The organism is Hafnia alvei (assembly GCF_964063325.1).
Lineage (GTDB): Bacteria > Pseudomonadota > Gammaproteobacteria > Enterobacterales > Enterobacteriaceae > Hafnia > Hafnia alvei_B.
Genome location: NZ_OZ061315.1, coordinates 1,124,303 through 1,141,406 on the forward strand (window position 1 = coordinate 1,124,303; position 17,104 = coordinate 1,141,406).

At 51.2% G+C, this 17,104-nt stretch carries 16 protein-coding genes; 2 read left to right on the plus strand and 14 right to left on the minus strand.

Annotated elements, in window-relative coordinates:
- Positions 1-49: 49 nt before the first annotated feature.
- From pcaF to paaA, 10 genes are read right to left on the minus strand one after another with little or no spacing between them, the layout of a single operon-like run.
- A complete protein-coding gene (pcaF, locus tag AB3Y96_RS05305; protein ID WP_072307959.1) occupies positions 50-1,255 on the minus strand; it encodes a 3-oxoadipyl-CoA thiolase in 1,206 nt (401 codons plus the stop codon).
- Positions 1,252-1,701, minus strand: coding sequence for a hydroxyphenylacetyl-CoA thioesterase PaaI (gene paaI / locus AB3Y96_RS05310; RefSeq protein ID WP_367298662.1), 450 nt, complete (start codon positions 1,699-1,701; stop codon positions 1,252-1,254). The genes pcaF and paaI overlap by 4 nt, the downstream gene beginning before the upstream one ends.
- Positions 1,701-3,245 carry a 3-hydroxyacyl-CoA dehydrogenase gene (locus tag AB3Y96_RS05315; protein ID WP_367298663.1) on the minus strand — a complete coding sequence of 515 codons (1,545 nt, stop codon included), beginning with the start codon at positions 3,243-3,245 and terminating at the stop codon, positions 1,701-1,703. The genes paaI and AB3Y96_RS05315 overlap by 1 nt, the downstream gene beginning before the upstream one ends.
- Before the next feature lie 2 nt (positions 3,246-3,247).
- Entirely contained in the window at positions 3,248-4,048 is an 801-nt protein-coding gene (gene paaG, locus AB3Y96_RS05320; protein WP_149225980.1) for a 2-(1,2-epoxy-1,2-dihydrophenyl)acetyl-CoA isomerase PaaG, read from the minus strand.
- A 4-nt stretch (positions 4,049-4,052) separates the two neighbouring features.
- The gene (paaF, locus tag AB3Y96_RS05325) at positions 4,053-4,826 is read right to left on the minus strand and encodes a 2,3-dehydroadipyl-CoA hydratase PaaF (RefSeq protein ID WP_367298664.1); all 774 of its coding nucleotides are present in this window, start codon (positions 4,824-4,826) and stop codon (positions 4,053-4,055) included.
- A gap of 9 nt (positions 4,827-4,835) precedes the next feature.
- Positions 4,836-5,894 (minus strand): 1,2-phenylacetyl-CoA epoxidase subunit PaaE, encoded by a 1,059-nt coding sequence (gene paaE / locus AB3Y96_RS05330; RefSeq protein WP_367298665.1) that lies wholly within the window; start codon positions 5,892-5,894, stop codon positions 4,836-4,838.
- A 15-nt stretch (positions 5,895-5,909) separates the two neighbouring features.
- A complete protein-coding gene (paaD, locus tag AB3Y96_RS05335; protein WP_043491501.1) occupies positions 5,910-6,419 on the minus strand; it encodes a 1,2-phenylacetyl-CoA epoxidase subunit PaaD in 510 nt (169 codons plus the stop codon).
- A 27-nt stretch (positions 6,420-6,446) separates the two neighbouring features.
- Entirely contained in the window at positions 6,447-7,208 is a 762-nt protein-coding gene (paaC, locus tag AB3Y96_RS05340; protein WP_367298666.1) for a 1,2-phenylacetyl-CoA epoxidase subunit PaaC, read from the minus strand.
- 8 nt (positions 7,209-7,216) lie between these two features.
- On the minus strand, positions 7,217-7,504 hold the full coding sequence (paaB, locus tag AB3Y96_RS05345) for a 1,2-phenylacetyl-CoA epoxidase subunit PaaB (RefSeq protein WP_043491508.1): 288 nt from the start codon (positions 7,502-7,504) through the stop codon (positions 7,217-7,219).
- 14 nt (positions 7,505-7,518) lie between these two features.
- The gene (gene paaA / locus AB3Y96_RS05350) at positions 7,519-8,463 is read right to left on the minus strand and encodes a 1,2-phenylacetyl-CoA epoxidase subunit PaaA (protein ID WP_211095620.1); all 945 of its coding nucleotides are present in this window, start codon (positions 8,461-8,463) and stop codon (positions 7,519-7,521) included.
- Positions 8,464-8,782: 319 nt separating this feature from the next.
- Here paaA and paaZ point away from each other — a divergent pair, with 319 nt between their 5' ends.
- Entirely contained in the window at positions 8,783-10,855 is a 2,073-nt protein-coding gene (gene paaZ, locus AB3Y96_RS05355; RefSeq protein WP_367298667.1) for a phenylacetic acid degradation bifunctional protein PaaZ, read from the plus strand.
- 71 nt (positions 10,856-10,926) lie between these two features.
- Complete coding sequence (gene mazG / locus AB3Y96_RS05360; protein WP_367298668.1) at positions 10,927-11,721, plus strand: nucleoside triphosphate pyrophosphohydrolase; 795 nt, start codon at positions 10,927-10,929, stop codon at positions 11,719-11,721.
- 389 nt (positions 11,722-12,110) lie between these two features.
- Here mazG and AB3Y96_RS05365 read toward each other — a convergent pair whose 3' ends face one another.
- The 4 genes from AB3Y96_RS05365 to AB3Y96_RS05380 form a co-directional block, all read right to left on the minus strand.
- The gene (locus AB3Y96_RS05365; RefSeq protein WP_367298669.1) at positions 12,111-12,722 is read right to left on the minus strand and encodes a hypothetical protein; all 612 of its coding nucleotides are present in this window, start codon (positions 12,720-12,722) and stop codon (positions 12,111-12,113) included.
- A 42-nt stretch (positions 12,723-12,764) separates the two neighbouring features.
- Positions 12,765-14,090 (minus strand): RHS repeat-associated core domain-containing protein, encoded by a 1,326-nt coding sequence (locus AB3Y96_RS05370; protein WP_367298670.1) that lies wholly within the window; start codon positions 14,088-14,090, stop codon positions 12,765-12,767.
- A 635-nt stretch (positions 14,091-14,725) separates the two neighbouring features.
- Entirely contained in the window at positions 14,726-15,115 is a 390-nt protein-coding gene (locus tag AB3Y96_RS05375; protein WP_367298671.1) for a hypothetical protein, read from the minus strand.
- Position 15,116: 1 nt separating this feature from the next.
- Positions 15,117-17,102: an RHS repeat-associated core domain-containing protein gene (locus AB3Y96_RS05380; protein WP_367298672.1), complete on the minus strand. Its 1,986-nt coding sequence runs from the start codon at positions 17,100-17,102 to the stop codon at positions 15,117-15,119.
- Between the last annotated feature and the right edge of the window lie 2 nt (positions 17,103-17,104).

The window sequence follows — 17,104 nt, forward strand, 5'->3', positions numbered from 1 at the left end:
TTTGAATCGCGCTCACAGGCTCTGGTTTGTAGGGACAGAGGCGGAGGGATCAGACACGCTCGATAATCATGGCGATGCCTTGCCCTACACCGATGCACATGGTGCAAAGTGCGTAGCGCCCGCCGCGCCGTTCCAGTTCAAAAGTGGCTGCCAATGCCAAACGTGCTCCGCTCATGCCAAGAGGATGACCGAGCGCAATGGCACCGCCGTTCGGGTTCACGTGTTCGGCATCGTCAGGAAGGCCAAGCTGACGCATCACGGCCAGAGACTGCGCCGCAAAGGCTTCATTGAGTTCAATGACGTCCATTTGGTTCAGGCTTAAGCCGGCCAGTTCCAACACTTTGCGTGTGGCTGGCAGCGGGCCGATCCCCATAATGCGTGGTTCAACGCCACAGGTTGCGGTGGCGACAATGCGCGCTCTGGGTGTCAGTCCCTGCGCGATAGCCAGCGCTTCAGATGCCACGATCAGCGCGGCAGCACCGTCGTTAACCCCTGAGGCATTCCCGGCCGTCACGCTGCCCGGCATACGGAAAGGCGTTTTCAGGCTTTGCAATTGCTCCAGCGTGGTTTCTGGACGAGGATGCTCATCCTGTGTCACGCGGATCTCCGCCCCCTTTTTACCTTTCAAAACCACCGGAACAATTTCTTGCCCTAACACGCCTGAAGCCTGCGCCTTAGCGGTACGCTGTTGACTGCGCAGCGCAAAGGCATCTTGATCGGCGCGGCTGATATTGAACTGAGCGGCTACGTTTTCGGCGGTTTCAGGCATGGAGTCGGTGCCAAAAGATCCCTGCATGAGCGGATTCACAAAGCGCCAGCCGATAGTGGTATCGAATATTTGTGCCTGACGGCTGAAGGCGCTGTCGGCTTTGCCCATCACCAGCGGAGCACGCGTCATGGATTCCGCGCCTCCGGCCAACATCAGCTGAGCGTCACCGGCTTTAATGCTGCGGGCAGCAAAGGCCAGTGCATCAAGGCCGGAGCCGCACAGGCGATTGATGGTGGTGCCTGAAACGGTTGATGGTAATCCAGCCAATAACGCGGCCATACGGGCTACGTTACGGTTGTCTTCTCCGGCCTGATTGGCGCAGCCGAGGATCACGTCGTCAACGCGCTCCCAGTCCAACGTGGGATAACGGGCCATCAAGGCTTGCAATGGAATCGCGGCCAAATCATCGGCGCGCAGGCCGGCTAATGCACCAGCATAGCGACCAATCGGGGTGCGAACGCCGTCGCAGATAAAAGCGTGATTCATGGCTGCTCTCCTTGCTGTTCTAAAAGGGAATGACCAAGACGATGCGCACGGCCACGAAACCACGCGACGGTTTTGCCATCTTGGTTCGTGATCTCAACGTCGTATAGACCCGTTGTCTTGCCCTGATGTCGCACTTCGACACTGGCGGTTAGACGATCGCCGCTAAATCCTGGGCGGATAAAATCAATGGAACAGCCAGAAGCCACGGCGGCTAGTCCTTGGCTGTTGCAGGCATAGGCAAACGCAGTATCGGCAAGGCTGAAAAGTTGCCCGCCGTGACAGGTTTGGTGCCCGTTAAGCATGTTGGGGGCGATAGTCATGCTGACCTGAGCGAAACCGCTATCGACGCGGTCGATGGTCATCCCCATGGACTGCGCGCAGGTATCTTGGGCAAACATCAGCTCGGCGCAGCGTTGCGCTAAATGAGTTGGTGATGAGGCGTTCATCAATGAAGCTCCTGAGTGGCAAGCGAAACGTAGCCAGCCGCCAGTTGGCGCAATAGCGGCGCTGGGCGATAGCGGGTGTCGGCATAGAAGTGATTAAGGTTTTCGAGCGTGGTGAGAATATGCTGCCAGCCAAGCTGGTTGCCCCAAGCTAACGGGCCTGCGGGATAATTCACGCCCAGACGCATCGCCAAATCGGTGTCTTCGCTGCTGGCGATCCCTTTGTTCACCACGTCAAGCGCCTCGTTGCACAACATGGCAACCGTGCGCAGGGTTAACAGCGCCGGATAATCAGGAAGAACAATGACGTTTTTGCCTAAGGATTGCAGGAAGCGAATCACTAACGCCGTTTGCGCTGCGCTATTACAGCTGGCTGCGCTAATAGCGATGGCCGAAGCCTGTTGATGATTCACGGAAAGATCGAACTGAACCACGGGCGTTCTCGTTTCTGCGGCGAGTCTTGATGATAATTTACCATCCGTTAACATAAATGTAACTTCGTCGAGGCGTAAAAACGGAGGCGATTCGGCACTCTCTTTGAGTTCTTCAATCGCGATCCCATTTTGTTGCAACAGGGCAGCAAATTCAGGCAGCGCCGACCAGCGCCCATGGGCGCTAATTCGTTGCGGCATCGCGCCAGTTTCAATCGGTGCAAACTCAGGGGAAATCGGCTGAATATCGCTCTGATAGCGATAAAAACCACGGCCACTTTTACGTCCTAAATGCCCAGCCTCTACGAGCTCTTTTTGCACCAACGAGGGCTGAAAGCGAGGATCAGAGCCAAAGGCATGAAATACCGATTCCGTTACCGCATAGTTCACGTCGTGGCCAATTAAATCGGTTAGCTGCAACGGCCCCATCGCAAAGCCGCCCGCATCGCGCAACACGGCATCCAGCGTGGCCGGTGTGGCGATCTGCTCCTCTAACGCACGCAGGGTTTCGGCGTAGAAAGGACGCGCAACGCGGTTAACGATAAAACCGGGCGTCGAACGACAAACCACCGGCTGTTTTTTCCATGCTATGGCCAGTTCTCGCAGCGCATTGAGCGTGTCCGCATCGGTTTCCAAGCCACGTACAATTTCGACCAGCTTCATCACCGGCGCGGGATTGAAAAAATGTAATCCAGCCAGACGCTGCGGGTGTTTCAGCGCGCTGGCAATGGCGGTAATTGATAGCGAAGAGGTGTTGCTGGCAAACAACGTTTGCGATGAACAAATGGCTTCGAGATCGCGAAACAGGCTTTGTTTGATCTCTAGGCGCTCGGCAATGGCTTCGATCACTAAAGTGCAAGGCGCCAGCTCGGTGAACGCAGTAGCAATTTGAATCCGCGTTAAAAGCTGTTGAGTGGTATGAGCATCTGCTTTACCTGCGTCCACGCGCTGTTGCAGGCGTTGATGTAAAGCGCTTAACGCACGCGATGAGGCTTCGGCGTTAACGTCAAAAAGCATGACGCTATGTCCTGCGCTGGCGGCAACCTGAGCAATACCAATGCCCATTGTCCCCGCGCCAATCACGCCAACAGAGCCTTGTAGCAAAGGAGAAGGCATGATTATTTCCCCTTAAATTCAGGCTGGCGTTTCTGGAAGAACGCGCTCACGCCTTCGCGATAGTCTTCGCTTCGGCCTCCGAGGCGTTGTAGATCGCGTTCAAGATCCAGCTGTTGATCGAGCGTGTTGGTGGCGGCGCTGTACATTGCCTTTTTAATTAGCCCTAAACCATAGGTCGGCTGGGTCGCGAGGTGCTGAGCGAGTTCTTGTGTGCGTGCTGCCAGCATTTCGGGTTCAACAACTTGCCAGATCATGCCCCATTCCAACGCCTGCTGAGCGCTGATCTTATCGCCCAACAACGCCATTCCCATGGCGCGCGCATGACCGGCTAAGCGGGGTAAGAACCAGCTGCCGCCGGAGTCTGGCACCAGACCTAAACGGCAAAATGATTGAATAAAACTGGCGTTAGCGCTGGCGATCACAATGTCACACGCTAAAGCAATCGCGGCACCGGCACCGGCGGCAACGCCGTTAACGGCGCAAACGATCGGTTTCGGCAAGGCGGTCATACGGCGGATCAGCGGATTATAAAAACGCTCAACGGACAGCCCCAGATCGGGAGCCGCTTGCTCAACGCTGACGTTGCGATCGTTCAGATCTTGCCCCGCGCAGAAGCCACGTCCTGCGCCGGTGAACAGAACGCAGCGTACGGCTTCATCGCGTTCGGCGATGTTTAATGCTTCGCTAAGCTGGCGGTGCATTTCGTCATTGAAGCTGTTTAAACGGTCGGGGCGATTGAGCGTGATAGTCAGAACGCCAGCCTCAATGTGGGTGAGAACCATGTTTTCATCAGAGGGAGTCATAGGATTAGCGTCCTTTAAATTCAGGTGAACGTTTTTCAAAAAAGGCGGCGATGCCTTCGGCGCGATCGTCAGTCCCTGCTAGTGAGACAAAATGCTGACGTTCCAGATTTAATCCCTGTGAAAGCGTGGTTTCCTGCGCGGCCTTAAGCGCTGATTTCGCCGCACGCAGCGCGAGCGGTGATTGCTGACTAATACGGGTGGCAATTTGCTGGGCGCGTTCCAACGTCAGTTCGGTAACGCAGATTTCACTGATGAGCTGTGCATCGCGCGCCTGTTGCGCGTTAATCGGCTCACCTGTCAGCACCATCTGCGAGGCCAGTGATTTCCCGACGCTGCGCAGCAAACGTTGGGTGCCTCCGGCACCGGGCATCAGTCCTAGGGTGATTTCAGGCAGCCCAAAGCGCGCATTTTCACCGCTTACCACGATGTCGCAGGCCAGCGCTAGCTCACAGCCTGCGCCAAGCGCGTAGCCATTGACGGCGGCAATGATCGGTTTGCTGATGGCATTGAAGCGCTGCCATACCTGTGGGCGACGGTCGACAATGGCGTCTGCCACCTTTTGCTGCTGGAGCTCGCGTAAATCGGCACCGGCGGCAAAGCAGCGCGAGGAGCCGGTGATCACTACGGCACCAATGCTGTCATCGCTATCGGCGTTTTCTAAATGGCAGACCAACAGCTCTAAACAGGCGGTGCTGAGGGCGTTACGTGCATCAGGGCGATTAAGCGTCAGGGTTAAAACCCGCTGTTGCTGGTGGCATAAAATCCAGTCGTTGCTCATGGGGTTTCCTTAGACGTCGAAGTCGAGAACTACGCCGTCGCCTTTCGGCCACGACTGGCAACTGAGGATATAACCGGCTGCGAGCTGATCGGGTTCTAGGCTGTAATTGACTCCCATTTCCACTTCGCCAGATTTGAGTTTGCATTTGCAGGTAGCGCATACGCCGCCTTTGCAGGCATAGGGTAAATCGGCACCTTGGCGCAGCGCCGCGTCCAGAATGCTGTCATCCTGCGCGCTCATCGTGATATTCACGCGGCGGCCATCCAACTGGATTTCCACCTTGGTTTGCTCTCGCTCGGTCATATTCACAGGACGCACGCTGACACCCGCTGTGTTGAAGCGTTCGCTATGAATATTTTCCGCCGCCATTCCTGCGGCTTCGAGCGTGGTGTGAGCATCGTCCATCATGCTTTCAGGGCCGCAGATAAACGCTTGATCGAACGTGGTGAAATCCAGCAGTGATTTGCCCATCAGGCTTAAACGTTCGCTGTCGATACGGCCATTAAGCAGCGGACTGTCCAGACTTTCTTGGCTAAACAGATAGAGAATTTGTAAGCGCTGCGGGAAGCGGTTTTTAAGATCGCACAGCGCTTCTTTAAACATGATGGAGCGGCTGGTGCGGTTGCCGTAAATCAGGGTGAATTCGCTTTCCGGCTCCAGCAGCAGCGTGGTTTTAATGATCGACAACATCGGTGTGATGCCTGAACCTGCCGCGATAGCCAGATAGTTGCCTTGGCGCTCGGCGGTAGGCTGATAGCCAAAGCGCCCCTGCGGCAGCATCACTTCAAGTGCATCACCCACGTTGAGTTGCTGATTGACGAAAGAAGAAAAGCGCCCTTGATGGATCGCTTTCACGCCAATTTGTAGCACGCCATCCTGCGGCGAACTGCAAATGGAGTAGCAACGGCGCAGCTCTTCACCATTCACGTTGGCCTTAAGCGTGAGATGCTGCCCCGGTTTATAGCGGTAATGTGTTTTTAACTCGTCGGGCACTTGTAGCGTAATCGCCACGGCCTCTGGGGTTTCCCGCTCAATAGCGGCAATGTTTAAACGGTGAAATACGGTCATTTTTCTCGCGACCTCTTAAATGCATTTGAAGTAATCGAAAGGCTCAAGACACTGCTTGCATCGGTACAACGCTTTACAGGCGGTGGAGCCAAATTCGCTGATCTTCTGAGTTTCATGGCTGCCGCATTGCGGGCACTGCACCGCGCCGGAGGAAAGTGGCTTCTCACAGGCCAGCCCTTGCGGAGGCGCAACGCCATATTCACGCAGGCGCTTTTTGGCTTCGGCATTCATCCAGTCGGTTGTCCATGCCGGACTGAGCCGAATTTCAACTTTGATCGGGGAAAAGCCAGCGGCGGTTAGCGTGGTTTGAATCGCGTCGATGAGAAACTCCGTTGCGGGGCAGCCGGAATAGGTGGGCGTAAACGTGACCAGCCAGCCGTTTTTCAGAGGGGCAACGCCGCGCACCATGCCAAGATCGGTGATTGAAAGCACCGGTAATTCAGGATCGCTAATCTCATGCAGGCACTGCCAGATCTGATGGATCTCTGGCGTTAACAGGCTATTGAGTGGTTGACGTTGTTCCATGATCTTCTCCTGTTCCCCGTTGCCGCGTTACCAGCGACAGCCCGGATAAGCGCGCTGTAGAAACTGCATTTCGGCCAGCATGAATCCAAGATGTTCCGTGTGTTTGCCCTGTTTTCCGCCGTGGCGGTAGGCCTCTTCTTCTGGAAGCTGTAACGTGGCTTCTTGCAGAACTTGCTGCACGATTTGCAGCCACGGAGCCTGAAGGCTTTCAGGATTGACGGCGATGCCTTGCTCAGCGAGACGACGTTCAACGTCATCGCTGTAGAACAGTTCGCCGGTGAAACGCCACAGATCGTTAATCGCCTGCTGCATTTTTTTCTGGCTCAGTTCGGTGCCGTCACCGAGGCGGATCATCCAGCCACGACTGAAACGTAGGTGGTATTCAGCCTCTTTCAGTGATTTGGCACCGATAGCGGCAAGCTGAGGATCGCTGCTTTGGCTTAAGCCTTGATGCAGCAAAAAATGGTAGGTATCGAGGAAAAATTGGCGCACCAAGGTGTCGTTGAAGCCGCCGTTCGGCTGTTCAGCCAAAAGCAGGTTGCAGAACGCCAGATCGTCGCGCCCAAATGCCAAGCTATCTTCGTCGACGTTCTCACCGGATAATTCGGCGGCATAGCTGTAGAAGTTGCGTGCCTGCCCGAGCAGATCCAGCCCGATATTTGAGAGCGCGAGGTCGATTTCCAGCTCAGGCGCATGGCCGCACCATGCACACAGGCGCTGGGCTAAAATGAGCGGCGTATCGGCTTGACGTAGTACGTATTGGATGAGGTCTTGATTTAACGTTGTCATCAGCTGCCTCACATGTTCTTGATGCCGTCAGGAATGGTGTAAAACGTCGGATGGCGATAAACCTTATCGTCTGACGGATCAAAGAATGCGGCGCGATCTTCCGGCTGCGATGCCACTAAATGCTCTGATTTCACCACCCAGATTGAACAGCCTTCGTTGCGGCGAGTGTAAGCATCGCGCGCGTTTTCCAACGCCATTTGATCGTCTGCGGCATGAAGGCTGCCAACGTGGCGGTGGGCTAATCCTTGTTTGCTCCGAATAAAAACTTCGTAGAGTGGCCAATGTGCTTGAGTCATATAGATTTCCTTGTTTATGCCGCGGTGGCGTTGGTGGCAGATTTTTCTGCGTGGGCCATTGCGGCATCACGTACCCAACAGCCTTCTTCCCAAGCGCGGCGTTTCGCGCTTAGGCGCTCGTGGTTGCAGAGGCCTTGCCCTTTGAGAACTTGATAAAACTCGCTCCAGTCGATTTCGCCAAAGCGGTAGTGGCCGCTGGCTTCGTCCCACAGCAAATCTTTGTCAGGCGCAGTCATGCCTAGCGCTTCTAGCTGCGGCACCGTGTTATCAACAAATTTCTGACGCAGCTCGTCATTGCTATGGCGTTTGATTTTCCAAGCCATGCTTTGTGCGCTGTGTGGAGAGTCGCTGTCGTTAGGGCCGAACATCATCAGTACCGGCCACCAGAAACGGTTGATGGAATCTTGCAGCATGGCGCGTTGTTCGGCGGTGCCGTTGGCCAGCACCGTAACGGCCTCATAGCCTTGGCGCTGGTGGAAGCTTTCTTCCTTACAGACTTTGATCATGGCGCGAGCGTAGGGGCCATAGGAGGCACGGCACAAAGCCACTTGGTTAACGATAGCGGCACCATCAACCAACCAGCCGATGACGCCAACGTCAGCCCAGCTCGGGGTTGGGTAATTGAAGATTGAGGAGTATTTCATTTTGCCATCGAGCATCTTTTGGTAGATGTCTTGGCGTGAACAGCCCAGCGTTTCCGCAGCGCTGTACAGATATAAACCATGCCCTGCTTCATCCTGCACCTTTGCCAGCAGCACGGCTTTGCGGCGTAGGCTGGGTGCACGAGTGATCCAGTTGGCTTCTGGCAGCATGCCGATAACTTCTGAATGTGCATGCTGACCAATTTGACGGATGAGGTTTTGCCGATAGGCATCAGGCATCCAGTCTTTGGCTTCTATTGATGTATCTGCGGCAATTTTTGCCTCGAAGAGCGCCTGATGTTGAGCGTTTTGGGTCATTGCTTCCTCACTTAATGATTCGAATATTTTAAGTTTTAATTTAAATTGTGAATCACTTTCAATAACTCAAAAGCTACATTCTGGTAACAAAAAGATCAAACACCTATTGTGCGTATTTGTCGTACAGGTCACAGGGTTTTATTTTTAATTGTTTAAAAACAGTATTTTGATTTGGTGTAAAGATTTACCAAGCTTGATGGGTGCTTTTTTAAAATGCGATGTGTTTCTATTTTGTTAAATTAATGAGTGGCGGGTAACTAAAATAATGTGATACACCTTGAGTAAATACTTAGTCATAAAGTGAAGCTTGGAGGGTAGGATGCAGCAGTTAACCAGTTATATTTCAGGTGTCTGGGCATATGGGCAGGGCAAAGAGCGAGCGATCCACCACGCCGTGAGCGGTGAAGCGCTGTATCAGGTGTGTTCAGATGGTTTACCGCTGGCTGAAAGCTTGGACTATGCGCGCCAGAACGGCGGCAAAGCGTTGGCCGCGATGACGTTCCAACAGCGAGCGCAAATGATGAAAGCGGTCGCCAAGCACCTGCTGGCTCACAAAGAATCGCTGTATCAGATTTCGGCTGAAACCGGAGCCACGCGCGGTGATGGTTGGGTGGATATTGAAGGCGGCATTGCGACGTTGTTTGCCTATGCAGGTTTGGCTGGACGCGAGCTTCCTGACGATACCCTTTGGCCCGAAGACGAATTAATCCCTCTCTCCAAACAATCACAGTTTGCCGCCCGTCATGTCATAACGTCTCGTCCCGGCGTTGCGCTGCACATTAACGCGTTTAACTTTCCTTGCTGGGGCATGCTGGAAAAACTGGCGCCAACGTGGCTGGCGGGAATGCCTGCGATTATCAAGCCGGCAACGGCGTCGGCGCAGCTCACTCAGGCGATGGTTAAACTGATTATTGAAAGCGGATTGGTGCCAGAAGGGGCCTTGCAGCTTATCTGCGGCGGCGTTGGCGATATCTTTGAGCACTTGGACTATCAGGATGCGGTGACTTTCACCGGTTCAGCCCAAACCGGCCAGAAGCTGCGTTCACATCCACGCTTATTACAAAAATCCATCGCCTTCACCATGGAAGCTGACTCGCTCAACTGCTGCATTTTAGGCGAAGATGTCACACCTGAGATGCCTGAATTCGCGATTTTCATTAAAGAAGTGGTGCGAGAAATGACCACGAAAGCGGGGCAAAAATGTACCGCTATTCGTCGCGTGATTGTCCCCGCAGCGCAGATGGACGCCGTTCAACAAGCGTTGCTTAAGCGTTTAAGCGGTATCACGGTGGGCGATCCTGCGCATCCCGATATACGAATGGGCGCATTGGTCAATCTTGAACAGCGTGATGATGTGCAACAAAAAGTCGATTATCTGCTGCGTAACGGCTGCGAGCCTTTGTGCGGTGGTTCACTTTCGGCGTTGCAACTAACCGGCAGCGGCGCAGAGAACGGCGCATTTTATCCTCCGACGCTGCTTTACTGTGCCGACCCTTTCACGCATCAGGCCGTGCATGGCACCGAAGCCTTCGGGCCCGTTGCTACGCTGATGCCGTATCAAAACGCAGAGCAAGCGGTTGAATTAGCGTTGTTGGGGCAGGGGAGTTTAGCTGGCTCATTGGTTACTGCGGATGAGCAGATTGCGGCGAATATTATCCGCGCAACGGCTTGTGCTCATGGGCGTATGCTGATTTTGGATCGCCATGCGGCCGTAGAATCCACCGGCCATGGATCGCCGTTGCCGATGTTGGTACATGGTGGTCCAGGACGAGCCGGTGGTGGCGAAGAGCTGGGTGGCTTACGCGCGGTAAAACACTATATGCAGCGCACCGCGATTCAAGGAAGCCCAACGATGCTGGCGGCGATTGGCCGTGAATGGGTGCGTGGCGCAAACGTGGTGGAAGAGCCGGTTCATCCATTCCGGAAATATTTTGAACAATTGGCGATTGGTGAAAGCCTGTTGACCGCGCGCCGCACGATCACCGAAGCAGATATTGTGAATTTTGGCTGCCTGAGCGGCGACCATTTCTATGCCCACATGGATAAAATTGGTGCGGCGGAGTCCCTGTTTGGTGAGCGCGTGGCGCATGGATATTTTGTGGTGTCAGCGGCGGCAGGCTTGTTTGTCGATCCGGGCGTAGGGCCGGTGATTGCTAACTACGGTATGGAAAACCTGCGTTTTATCGAACCGGTGAAAATCGGCGATACCATTCAGGTTCGCTTAACCTGCAAGAAAAAAATTAAAAAGGCCCAGAAAACCGCTGAAGATAAACCGCATGGCGTGGTGGTGTGGGATGTGCAGGTGCTAAACCAGCATCAGCAGCCGGTGGCGCTGTACAGCATTCTGACGCTGGTAGCGCGCCAAAACGGTGACTTTATCCCTGCCGCTTAAATCCGTAAGATAGTCAGCACAGAAACCGCCGCATTCTGCGGCGGTTATTTTTTATACCTGAGAGCTGCACTATGACTTCCTCCCCAATGCACCGCCTGCTGACCATCATGCAAACCCTGCGCGACCCAGAACGCGGCTGTCCGTGGGATCAGAAGCAGACTTTCGCCACGATTGCGCCCTATACGCTGGAAGAAACTTATGAGGTGCTTGACGCGATTCAGCGTGAAGATTTCAGTGATTTACGTGAAGAGTTGGGCGACCTGCTGTTTCAAGTGGTGTTCTATGCGCAGATGGGGCAGGAGCAAGGGCTGTTTAACTTTGATGACGTGTGTAACGCCATCAGCGATAAGTTAGAACGCCGTCATCCGCATGTTTTTGCCGCAGAACACTCGGAAAGCGCCGAAGCATCGCTAGCGCGCTGGGAGCAACGTAAGGCGCAGGAGCGCGCTGAAAAGGATCTCAGTTCATCGATGGACGATATTCCGAATGCGCTGCCTGCGCTGATGAAGGCCTATAAAATCCAGAAACGCTGTGCGGCGGTGGGGTTCGATTGGGACACGCTTGGCCCGGTGTTAGGCAAGGTGTATGAAGAGATCGACGAAGTGATGGATGAGGCGCAGCAGGCGGTGGTGGACGAGGAGAAGCTAGGCGAAGAAATTGGCGATCTGCTGTTTGCAACGGTGAATTTATCGCGCCATCTAGGCTATAAAGCTGAAAACGCCCTACAAGCGGCTAACCGCAAATTTGAGCGCCGCTTCCGCGCGGTAGAAGATGCGGTGCGTGCCTCCGGCAAAACTATGGAAGAAGCCACGCTTGATGAAATGGAAGCGCATTGGCAGCAGGTGAAAAAGGCTGAAGCTAAATAATACCGCCAGTGAAGTGCAGAGGAGGGGAATGCTGAGTGTTCCTCTTCTTTTTATCACTCATAATTGATAAATTGATTTTTAGAAACCATGGCGATTTTGTGTAAACTAGATTCTGATTAATATACCTAACTATTTTAGAATCATGATATTGATGATACTTATAGTGCAAGTCTGGTTGTTTGCTGTAGTATTAAATGTTTATTAATTTGTGAGTTTTAAATTAAGGCTATAGATGATTATTTTAAACTTTTCGCTTTTATGATCTTTACCTACCCCAAAAAACTCTATGGTTGAGTATTTTTCATATTGTGTTAGGTACGTTATAATAATCACGTCTGATTTTATTTTTTTTTGTAAATAAAACTTTTGAACTAATATATTTCCCGAGTTTATTTTTTTTGAATTGCCATTTTTGATATAAAATTATCCTTTGATAATATCCCTTCGGTTGTCTCTGGATCCATGTTTTTATAATATATGTAATAATTTGAATTGTTATATAAAACCCTAAGTGTTTGAATGTACATGATGGCTTTCTTAGTTTTACCATCTAATATCTCGTCATTTTTTAGTATCCCATGTGTATCGACATAATCAGTGTTAAATTGTAATTCCTTCATTGGGTGATGGCGGGATAAAACAAAATACTCTGTTAAAGTAGTGCGCTCATAGGTGGATTGATAAAAAAGATATATTAAGCTGGGGTAGGCTGAGTGGCTAAAGATAAGTTTTGTTTTTATCAAGTTTCCTAATGTGTTATGTTTGTTTTTTAAGTCAGTAAGAAATTCATTCTCATCAACTTTGGCACCTAATGTATCGGTGAATTGTTGATAAATGGAATGTTCTTTATGATCATTATAGAGTGTAAATAACTGCTTAACTTTGGCATCGGCTTCTGCAATATCTAAGGATGGTTTTCTGTTGTTAGCAGTTGCAGAAACATTACTGAAAGTGAGTGCAAATATGAAAATTTTTAACTTTTTTTTAATAGCGAGGTTCATGATGTCTCCTTTGAATAATATTTAGTTTAATGGACATCTATTTTAGTTTGGTAAATTATCGATAGAAGTGTCAAAGGCATAGCTGCCAATCTCATTTAGACCCGAGTCAACGGCACCCTTTATACATTCAGTAAAAAGTTCTGCGGGACTGGTTTTTTTGTTTTGTAGTTTTTTATCAATAGCTGATTTCCCTGCATTTTTAGCACAGCTTAGAGACATTTTAGCAATTCCTACAGCAACACCTTGCTCTAAGGCAGCACCGACCCCCAACGCCCCTAAGCCAATAGCTGATGAGCCGAATACGATACCTTTGGTATATTGATTTCCTGGATTCCAGCCATTAGTAGCAATACACATATTGTGATTTGCCTGCGATATCTCATTTGGCGATGAGTTATTTTGTGTCATTAACACATCCAGACTATCAATACTTTTACCGTAGCTTTCAAAACCAGAGCCGAGATTAATTTGGTTACTCAATCCTAGCGGATCCACTCCAGATAAAGGATTAGTTGGATAACCATAAAAATTCAATCCCCCATCCAACCCAATCGGATCCTGAGTAATATACCGACCTATCGTCGGGTCGTAATACCGATGGCGGTTGTAATGCAGGCCGGATTCTTCATCGTATTGTTGCCCTTGCATTCTGATTGGTTGGTGTAGCTGATGCGGATTTTCTTCACTGAGCGCATTGCCCCAGGCGTCCAATGTGATGGACCAGTCGATATCGCCGTTGAGGTTGATGAGCTGCTGCGGGGTGCCGAGGTGGTTGCAGTCGTACAGCTGGGCGGCGTAGGGCGTATCCGGCAGCGGGTCGAGCAGGGTGGTCAGATATTCCGGGCTGAGCTGAACCTGATTGAGCCACGCGTGTTGCTCCGTGCTGAGGTGGTTGGCGCGCAGCGCTAGCTCAATGTGGTGCAGTGTTTGCTTAAACTCCGGCGGCAGCGTGATACCCGCTTCCTGCTCGAGTTTGTCGGCCAGTGGGGCGATTGCTGGCGGTTTATCGCCTTCAAAGCGCAGCAAGGGCACAAAGCTGTGGGGCAAATAGACCGTGTGGATGCGGGTGCCATCGCGTTCGGTGAGCACCAGTTTGTCGCCGTCCCAGCCAAACCAGCTGATGTGCTTGGGCTGGTTGCGCTGCATGAGCTGTTTACCGATACGCCACCCCTGCGGGTCGTAGCGGTAGTGATGCACTTCGTCCGCGTCGCGTTTGCGGGTTTTTTGAGTAAGATTGCCGTGGGCATCGTACTGATAATAAAAGTGCGCATCTTCGCTCAGGCGATTACCCGGATGGCGCATGTCGGCCATATTGTGTTTGATGAGCTGGTTACCTTCGAAGTAATAGCGCCAGTAGGCGAATATCATTAAAATTTACCTATTGTATCGTTATGTTATTTTAATCTATTTTTTTTTGACTGATATTATTTATTTTAATTAAAATAAATTATCAATTTATTATTTGCATGAGTATTTTTTGTGTAACTCCTTAATAATCTCCACAGAGGCTGTATTGAAACCATTATAGGGTTTTCTTAGCGTTATTTTATCGTCTGATAAATCAATGTATTGAGTATCTTGTAATACTTGCCATGGTGTAATGTTTTTAGGGAAGAAACACGTTTTTTTAGGAATAAAATCGCGAATGGATATGTAGGTGTCTAATATTCAATAAATATAAGATTGGCAGTCAAAATAAGGAATGATTCCACCTTTTAAAATAGGAACTCCCATGTCTATATCGCAAGACTCCCCCCAATAGTCTAGAGTTACCTTCCCTCTGGGATGATTCTCCCCCAATCCTTTAATGTTGTTGCTTGACTTGCTGAAATAAAAAAACAAGAAATAACGCATAATTTATCTCCATTAATCAGGGATGCATATTTGTAAATAGACTGTATTGTATGGGGTATTTGCAATCACCTACTTCTGTGCATTGAGTTTGCGATGATTGAATCTTCTTTTTTCAATTAAAATACATAATGCATTTTTCTATCATTTAATTATTGCCAGTAACTATTTTTTCTTTCGAGAATTAAAACTTGATTGCTCTTTTTGAATTTTCCAGTAAGCATGTTTTTTGATATTACTCCTATGAACTCACCCTGTATATCAAAAGGTGGGGGAAGTGTGAAAGTGATAGTGTCATTAACAATGTTTACTTTTGTAACTACTGGAATTGTTGGCTCGCCATCACTGCTTTGATAAGTTGCGATATACCCTTTATTCGAAAAAACAACCATGATTTCTTCACCTACAATATCGCCCGATTCAGTATTAAAAGATAAGCTAGAATATATTCCAGTAACCTTAAACGGTAATTTCGCTGTTACTATATCAGCATAAAAAAGAGAGAGAGTGAGAAATATATTTATTATATATTTATAATTCACATTAGTTTCCCTGTTTAGTTAAACGCAAATACTCCTGAGTTGCGTTGTGAATAAGCATGTCTCTATTTTTTCTAGGATCATTATAAAAATGTGGAGGATCTTGAGTTCGAAAATTGCCGCCCCAGTCAAGTCCTGCAGCTACTGCAGCCTCTCGAATAATTTTTTGCTGACTACTTGGTAGGCTACTGTAATTTACATCTACTGCAAATCCGCAAGAATGAAGGCTCCGATCTGCAGGGGTAATGGCATTTGGATCATTATGTAAAGCTGACTGATGTTCTGGGCTACGATATGCACTGTTGAAGTGTAGATGGACACCGTTTTTTTCTGCGTTAGCAATAAATTTTGTTACTAAAGGCAGGAAAGCATCATCTAAATATGTTGCACCTAATCCCGGTAGATCAGCTGATACAAGTGTTAGTCCTAATGCATCGACTTGCTGTAAAGGATCTAACGGATAACCATAAAAGTTGAATCCCCCAACCAACCCAATCGGATCCTGAGTAATATACCGGCCTATTGTCGGGTCGTAGTACCGATGGCGGTTGTAGTGCAGGCCTGATTCTTCATCGTATTGCTGCCCTTGCATTCTGATTGGTTGGTGCAGCTGATGCGGATTTTCTTCACTGAGCGCATTGCCCCAGGCGTCCAATGTGATGGACCAGTCGATATCGCCGTTGAGGTTGATGAGCTGCTGCGGGGTGCCGAGGTGGTTGCAGTCGTACAGCTGGGCGGCGTAAGGCGTATCCGGCAGCGGGTCGAGCAGGGTGGCCAGATATTCCGGGCTGAGCTGAACCTGATTGAGCCACGCATGCTGTTCTTCGCTGAGGCGGTTGTCGCGTAGCGCCTGCTCGATGTGGTGCAGGGTTTGCTTGAAATCGGGCGGCAGGGTGATACCCACTTCCTGCTCAAGTTTGTCGGCCAGCGGGGTGATTGTGGGCGGCCTATCGCCTTCAAAACGCAGCAGGGGCACAAAGCTGTGGGGCAAATAGACCGTGTGAATGCGGGTGCCATCGCGTTCGGTGAGCACCAGTTTGTTACCGTCCCAGCCGAACCAGCTGATGTGCTTGGGCTGGTTGCGCTGCATGACCTGTTTACCGATGCGCCGCCCTAACGGGTCGTAGCAGTAGCGGCCGCCGCGTAGGGCTTCGCCGTCTTGCGCGCAGAGGTAGCTGACGAGCCGATGGCTGCGGTCGTAGCGGTAGTGATGGACTTCGCCCGCGTCGCGTTTGCGGGTTTTTTGGCTGAGGTTGCCGTACTGGTCGTACTGATAATAAAAATGCGCATCTTCGCTCAGGCGATTACCCGGATGGCGCATGTCGGCCATAAAAGCTTCGGGCATGTAGCGGTTGATGAGTCGGTTGCCCGCAAGGTCAAGGTGGTAGTCTGCGCCGCGGTGGGCGCTGCGTTCATGGATGAGGCGGCCGGCGGCGTCATATTCATAATGCTGGGATGAGAATGGGCTGACGATATCGCTCAGCTGGCCACGCGGCGTATTGCGGTATTCCTGTGCGCGCGGGTCGGCGTTGGGGGTACTGAGCGTGAGGCTGTGCAGGCGTCCGACCTCGGTATAGCCCGTTTCCAACACGCTCTCGCCAAAGCGGCGCTGAGTCTCTCGGTGTAAGGTATCGCGGTCGAACTCCAGTAGGCTGTGTTCGCCGAGCGCCACGCCGAGCAGATGACCGGGGCCGTAGGTGTGCCAGTGCAGGGTAGGTAGGCCATCGGGCGTGGTGAACAGCAGGGCGCTGTTGGCATCATAACGATGCTGGATGCGGTGTTGCCACAACACGCTGCCGTCGGGCGCGCGGACAATCTGCTGCTCTTGGTTAATTTGCCCAGACAGGTTGCGTTCAAACAACATGCTGACGGGGTAGCCTTCGCTGACGTGATGCGCGGCTATTAGCTGGCCGTCGAGGTTATATTCCCAGCGCGCTATGTCACTTTCGGCATCTTCGGTATTGTGGGTGCGGCTGACTAATCGCCCCAAAA

Excerpts from the sequence above, each read along its gene's own strand:
- pcaF (WP_072307959.1), bottom strand. The coding sequence starts at position 1,255 with ATGAATCACGCTTTTATCTGCGACGGCGTTCGCACCCCGATTGGTCGC.
- paaI (WP_367298662.1), bottom strand. The coding sequence starts at position 1,701 with ATGAACGCCTCATCACCAACTCATTTAGCGCAACGCTGCGCCGAGCTG.
- AB3Y96_RS05315 (WP_367298663.1), bottom strand. The coding sequence starts at position 3,245 with ATGCCTTCTCCTTTGCTACAAGGCTCTGTTGGCGTGATTGGCGCGGGG.
- paaG (WP_149225980.1), bottom strand. The coding sequence starts at position 4,048 with ATGACTCCCTCTGATGAAAACATGGTTCTCACCCACATTGAGGCTGGC.
- paaF (WP_367298664.1), bottom strand. The coding sequence starts at position 4,826 with ATGAGCAACGACTGGATTTTATGCCACCAGCAACAGCGGGTTTTAACC.
- paaE (WP_367298665.1), bottom strand. The coding sequence starts at position 5,894 with ATGACCGTATTTCACCGTTTAAACATTGCCGCTATTGAGCGGGAAACC.
- paaD (WP_043491501.1), bottom strand. The coding sequence starts at position 6,419 with ATGGAACAACGTCAACCACTCAATAGCCTGTTAACGCCAGAGATCCAT.
- paaC (WP_367298666.1), bottom strand. The coding sequence starts at position 7,208 with ATGACAACGTTAAATCAAGACCTCATCCAATACGTACTACGTCAAGCC.
- paaB (WP_043491508.1), bottom strand. The coding sequence starts at position 7,504 with ATGACTCAAGCACATTGGCCACTCTACGAAGTTTTTATTCGGAGCAAA.
- paaA (WP_211095620.1), bottom strand. The coding sequence starts at position 8,463 with ATGACCCAAAACGCTCAACATCAGGCGCTCTTCGAGGCAAAAATTGCC.
- paaZ (WP_367298667.1), top strand. The coding sequence starts at position 8,783 with ATGCAGCAGTTAACCAGTTATATTTCAGGTGTCTGGGCATATGGGCAG.
- mazG (WP_367298668.1), top strand. The coding sequence starts at position 10,927 with ATGACTTCCTCCCCAATGCACCGCCTGCTGACCATCATGCAAACCCTG.
- AB3Y96_RS05365 (WP_367298669.1), bottom strand. The coding sequence starts at position 12,722 with ATGAACCTCGCTATTAAAAAAAAGTTAAAAATTTTCATATTTGCACTC.
- AB3Y96_RS05370 (WP_367298670.1), bottom strand. The coding sequence starts at position 14,090 with ATGATATTCGCCTACTGGCGCTATTACTTCGAAGGTAACCAGCTCATC.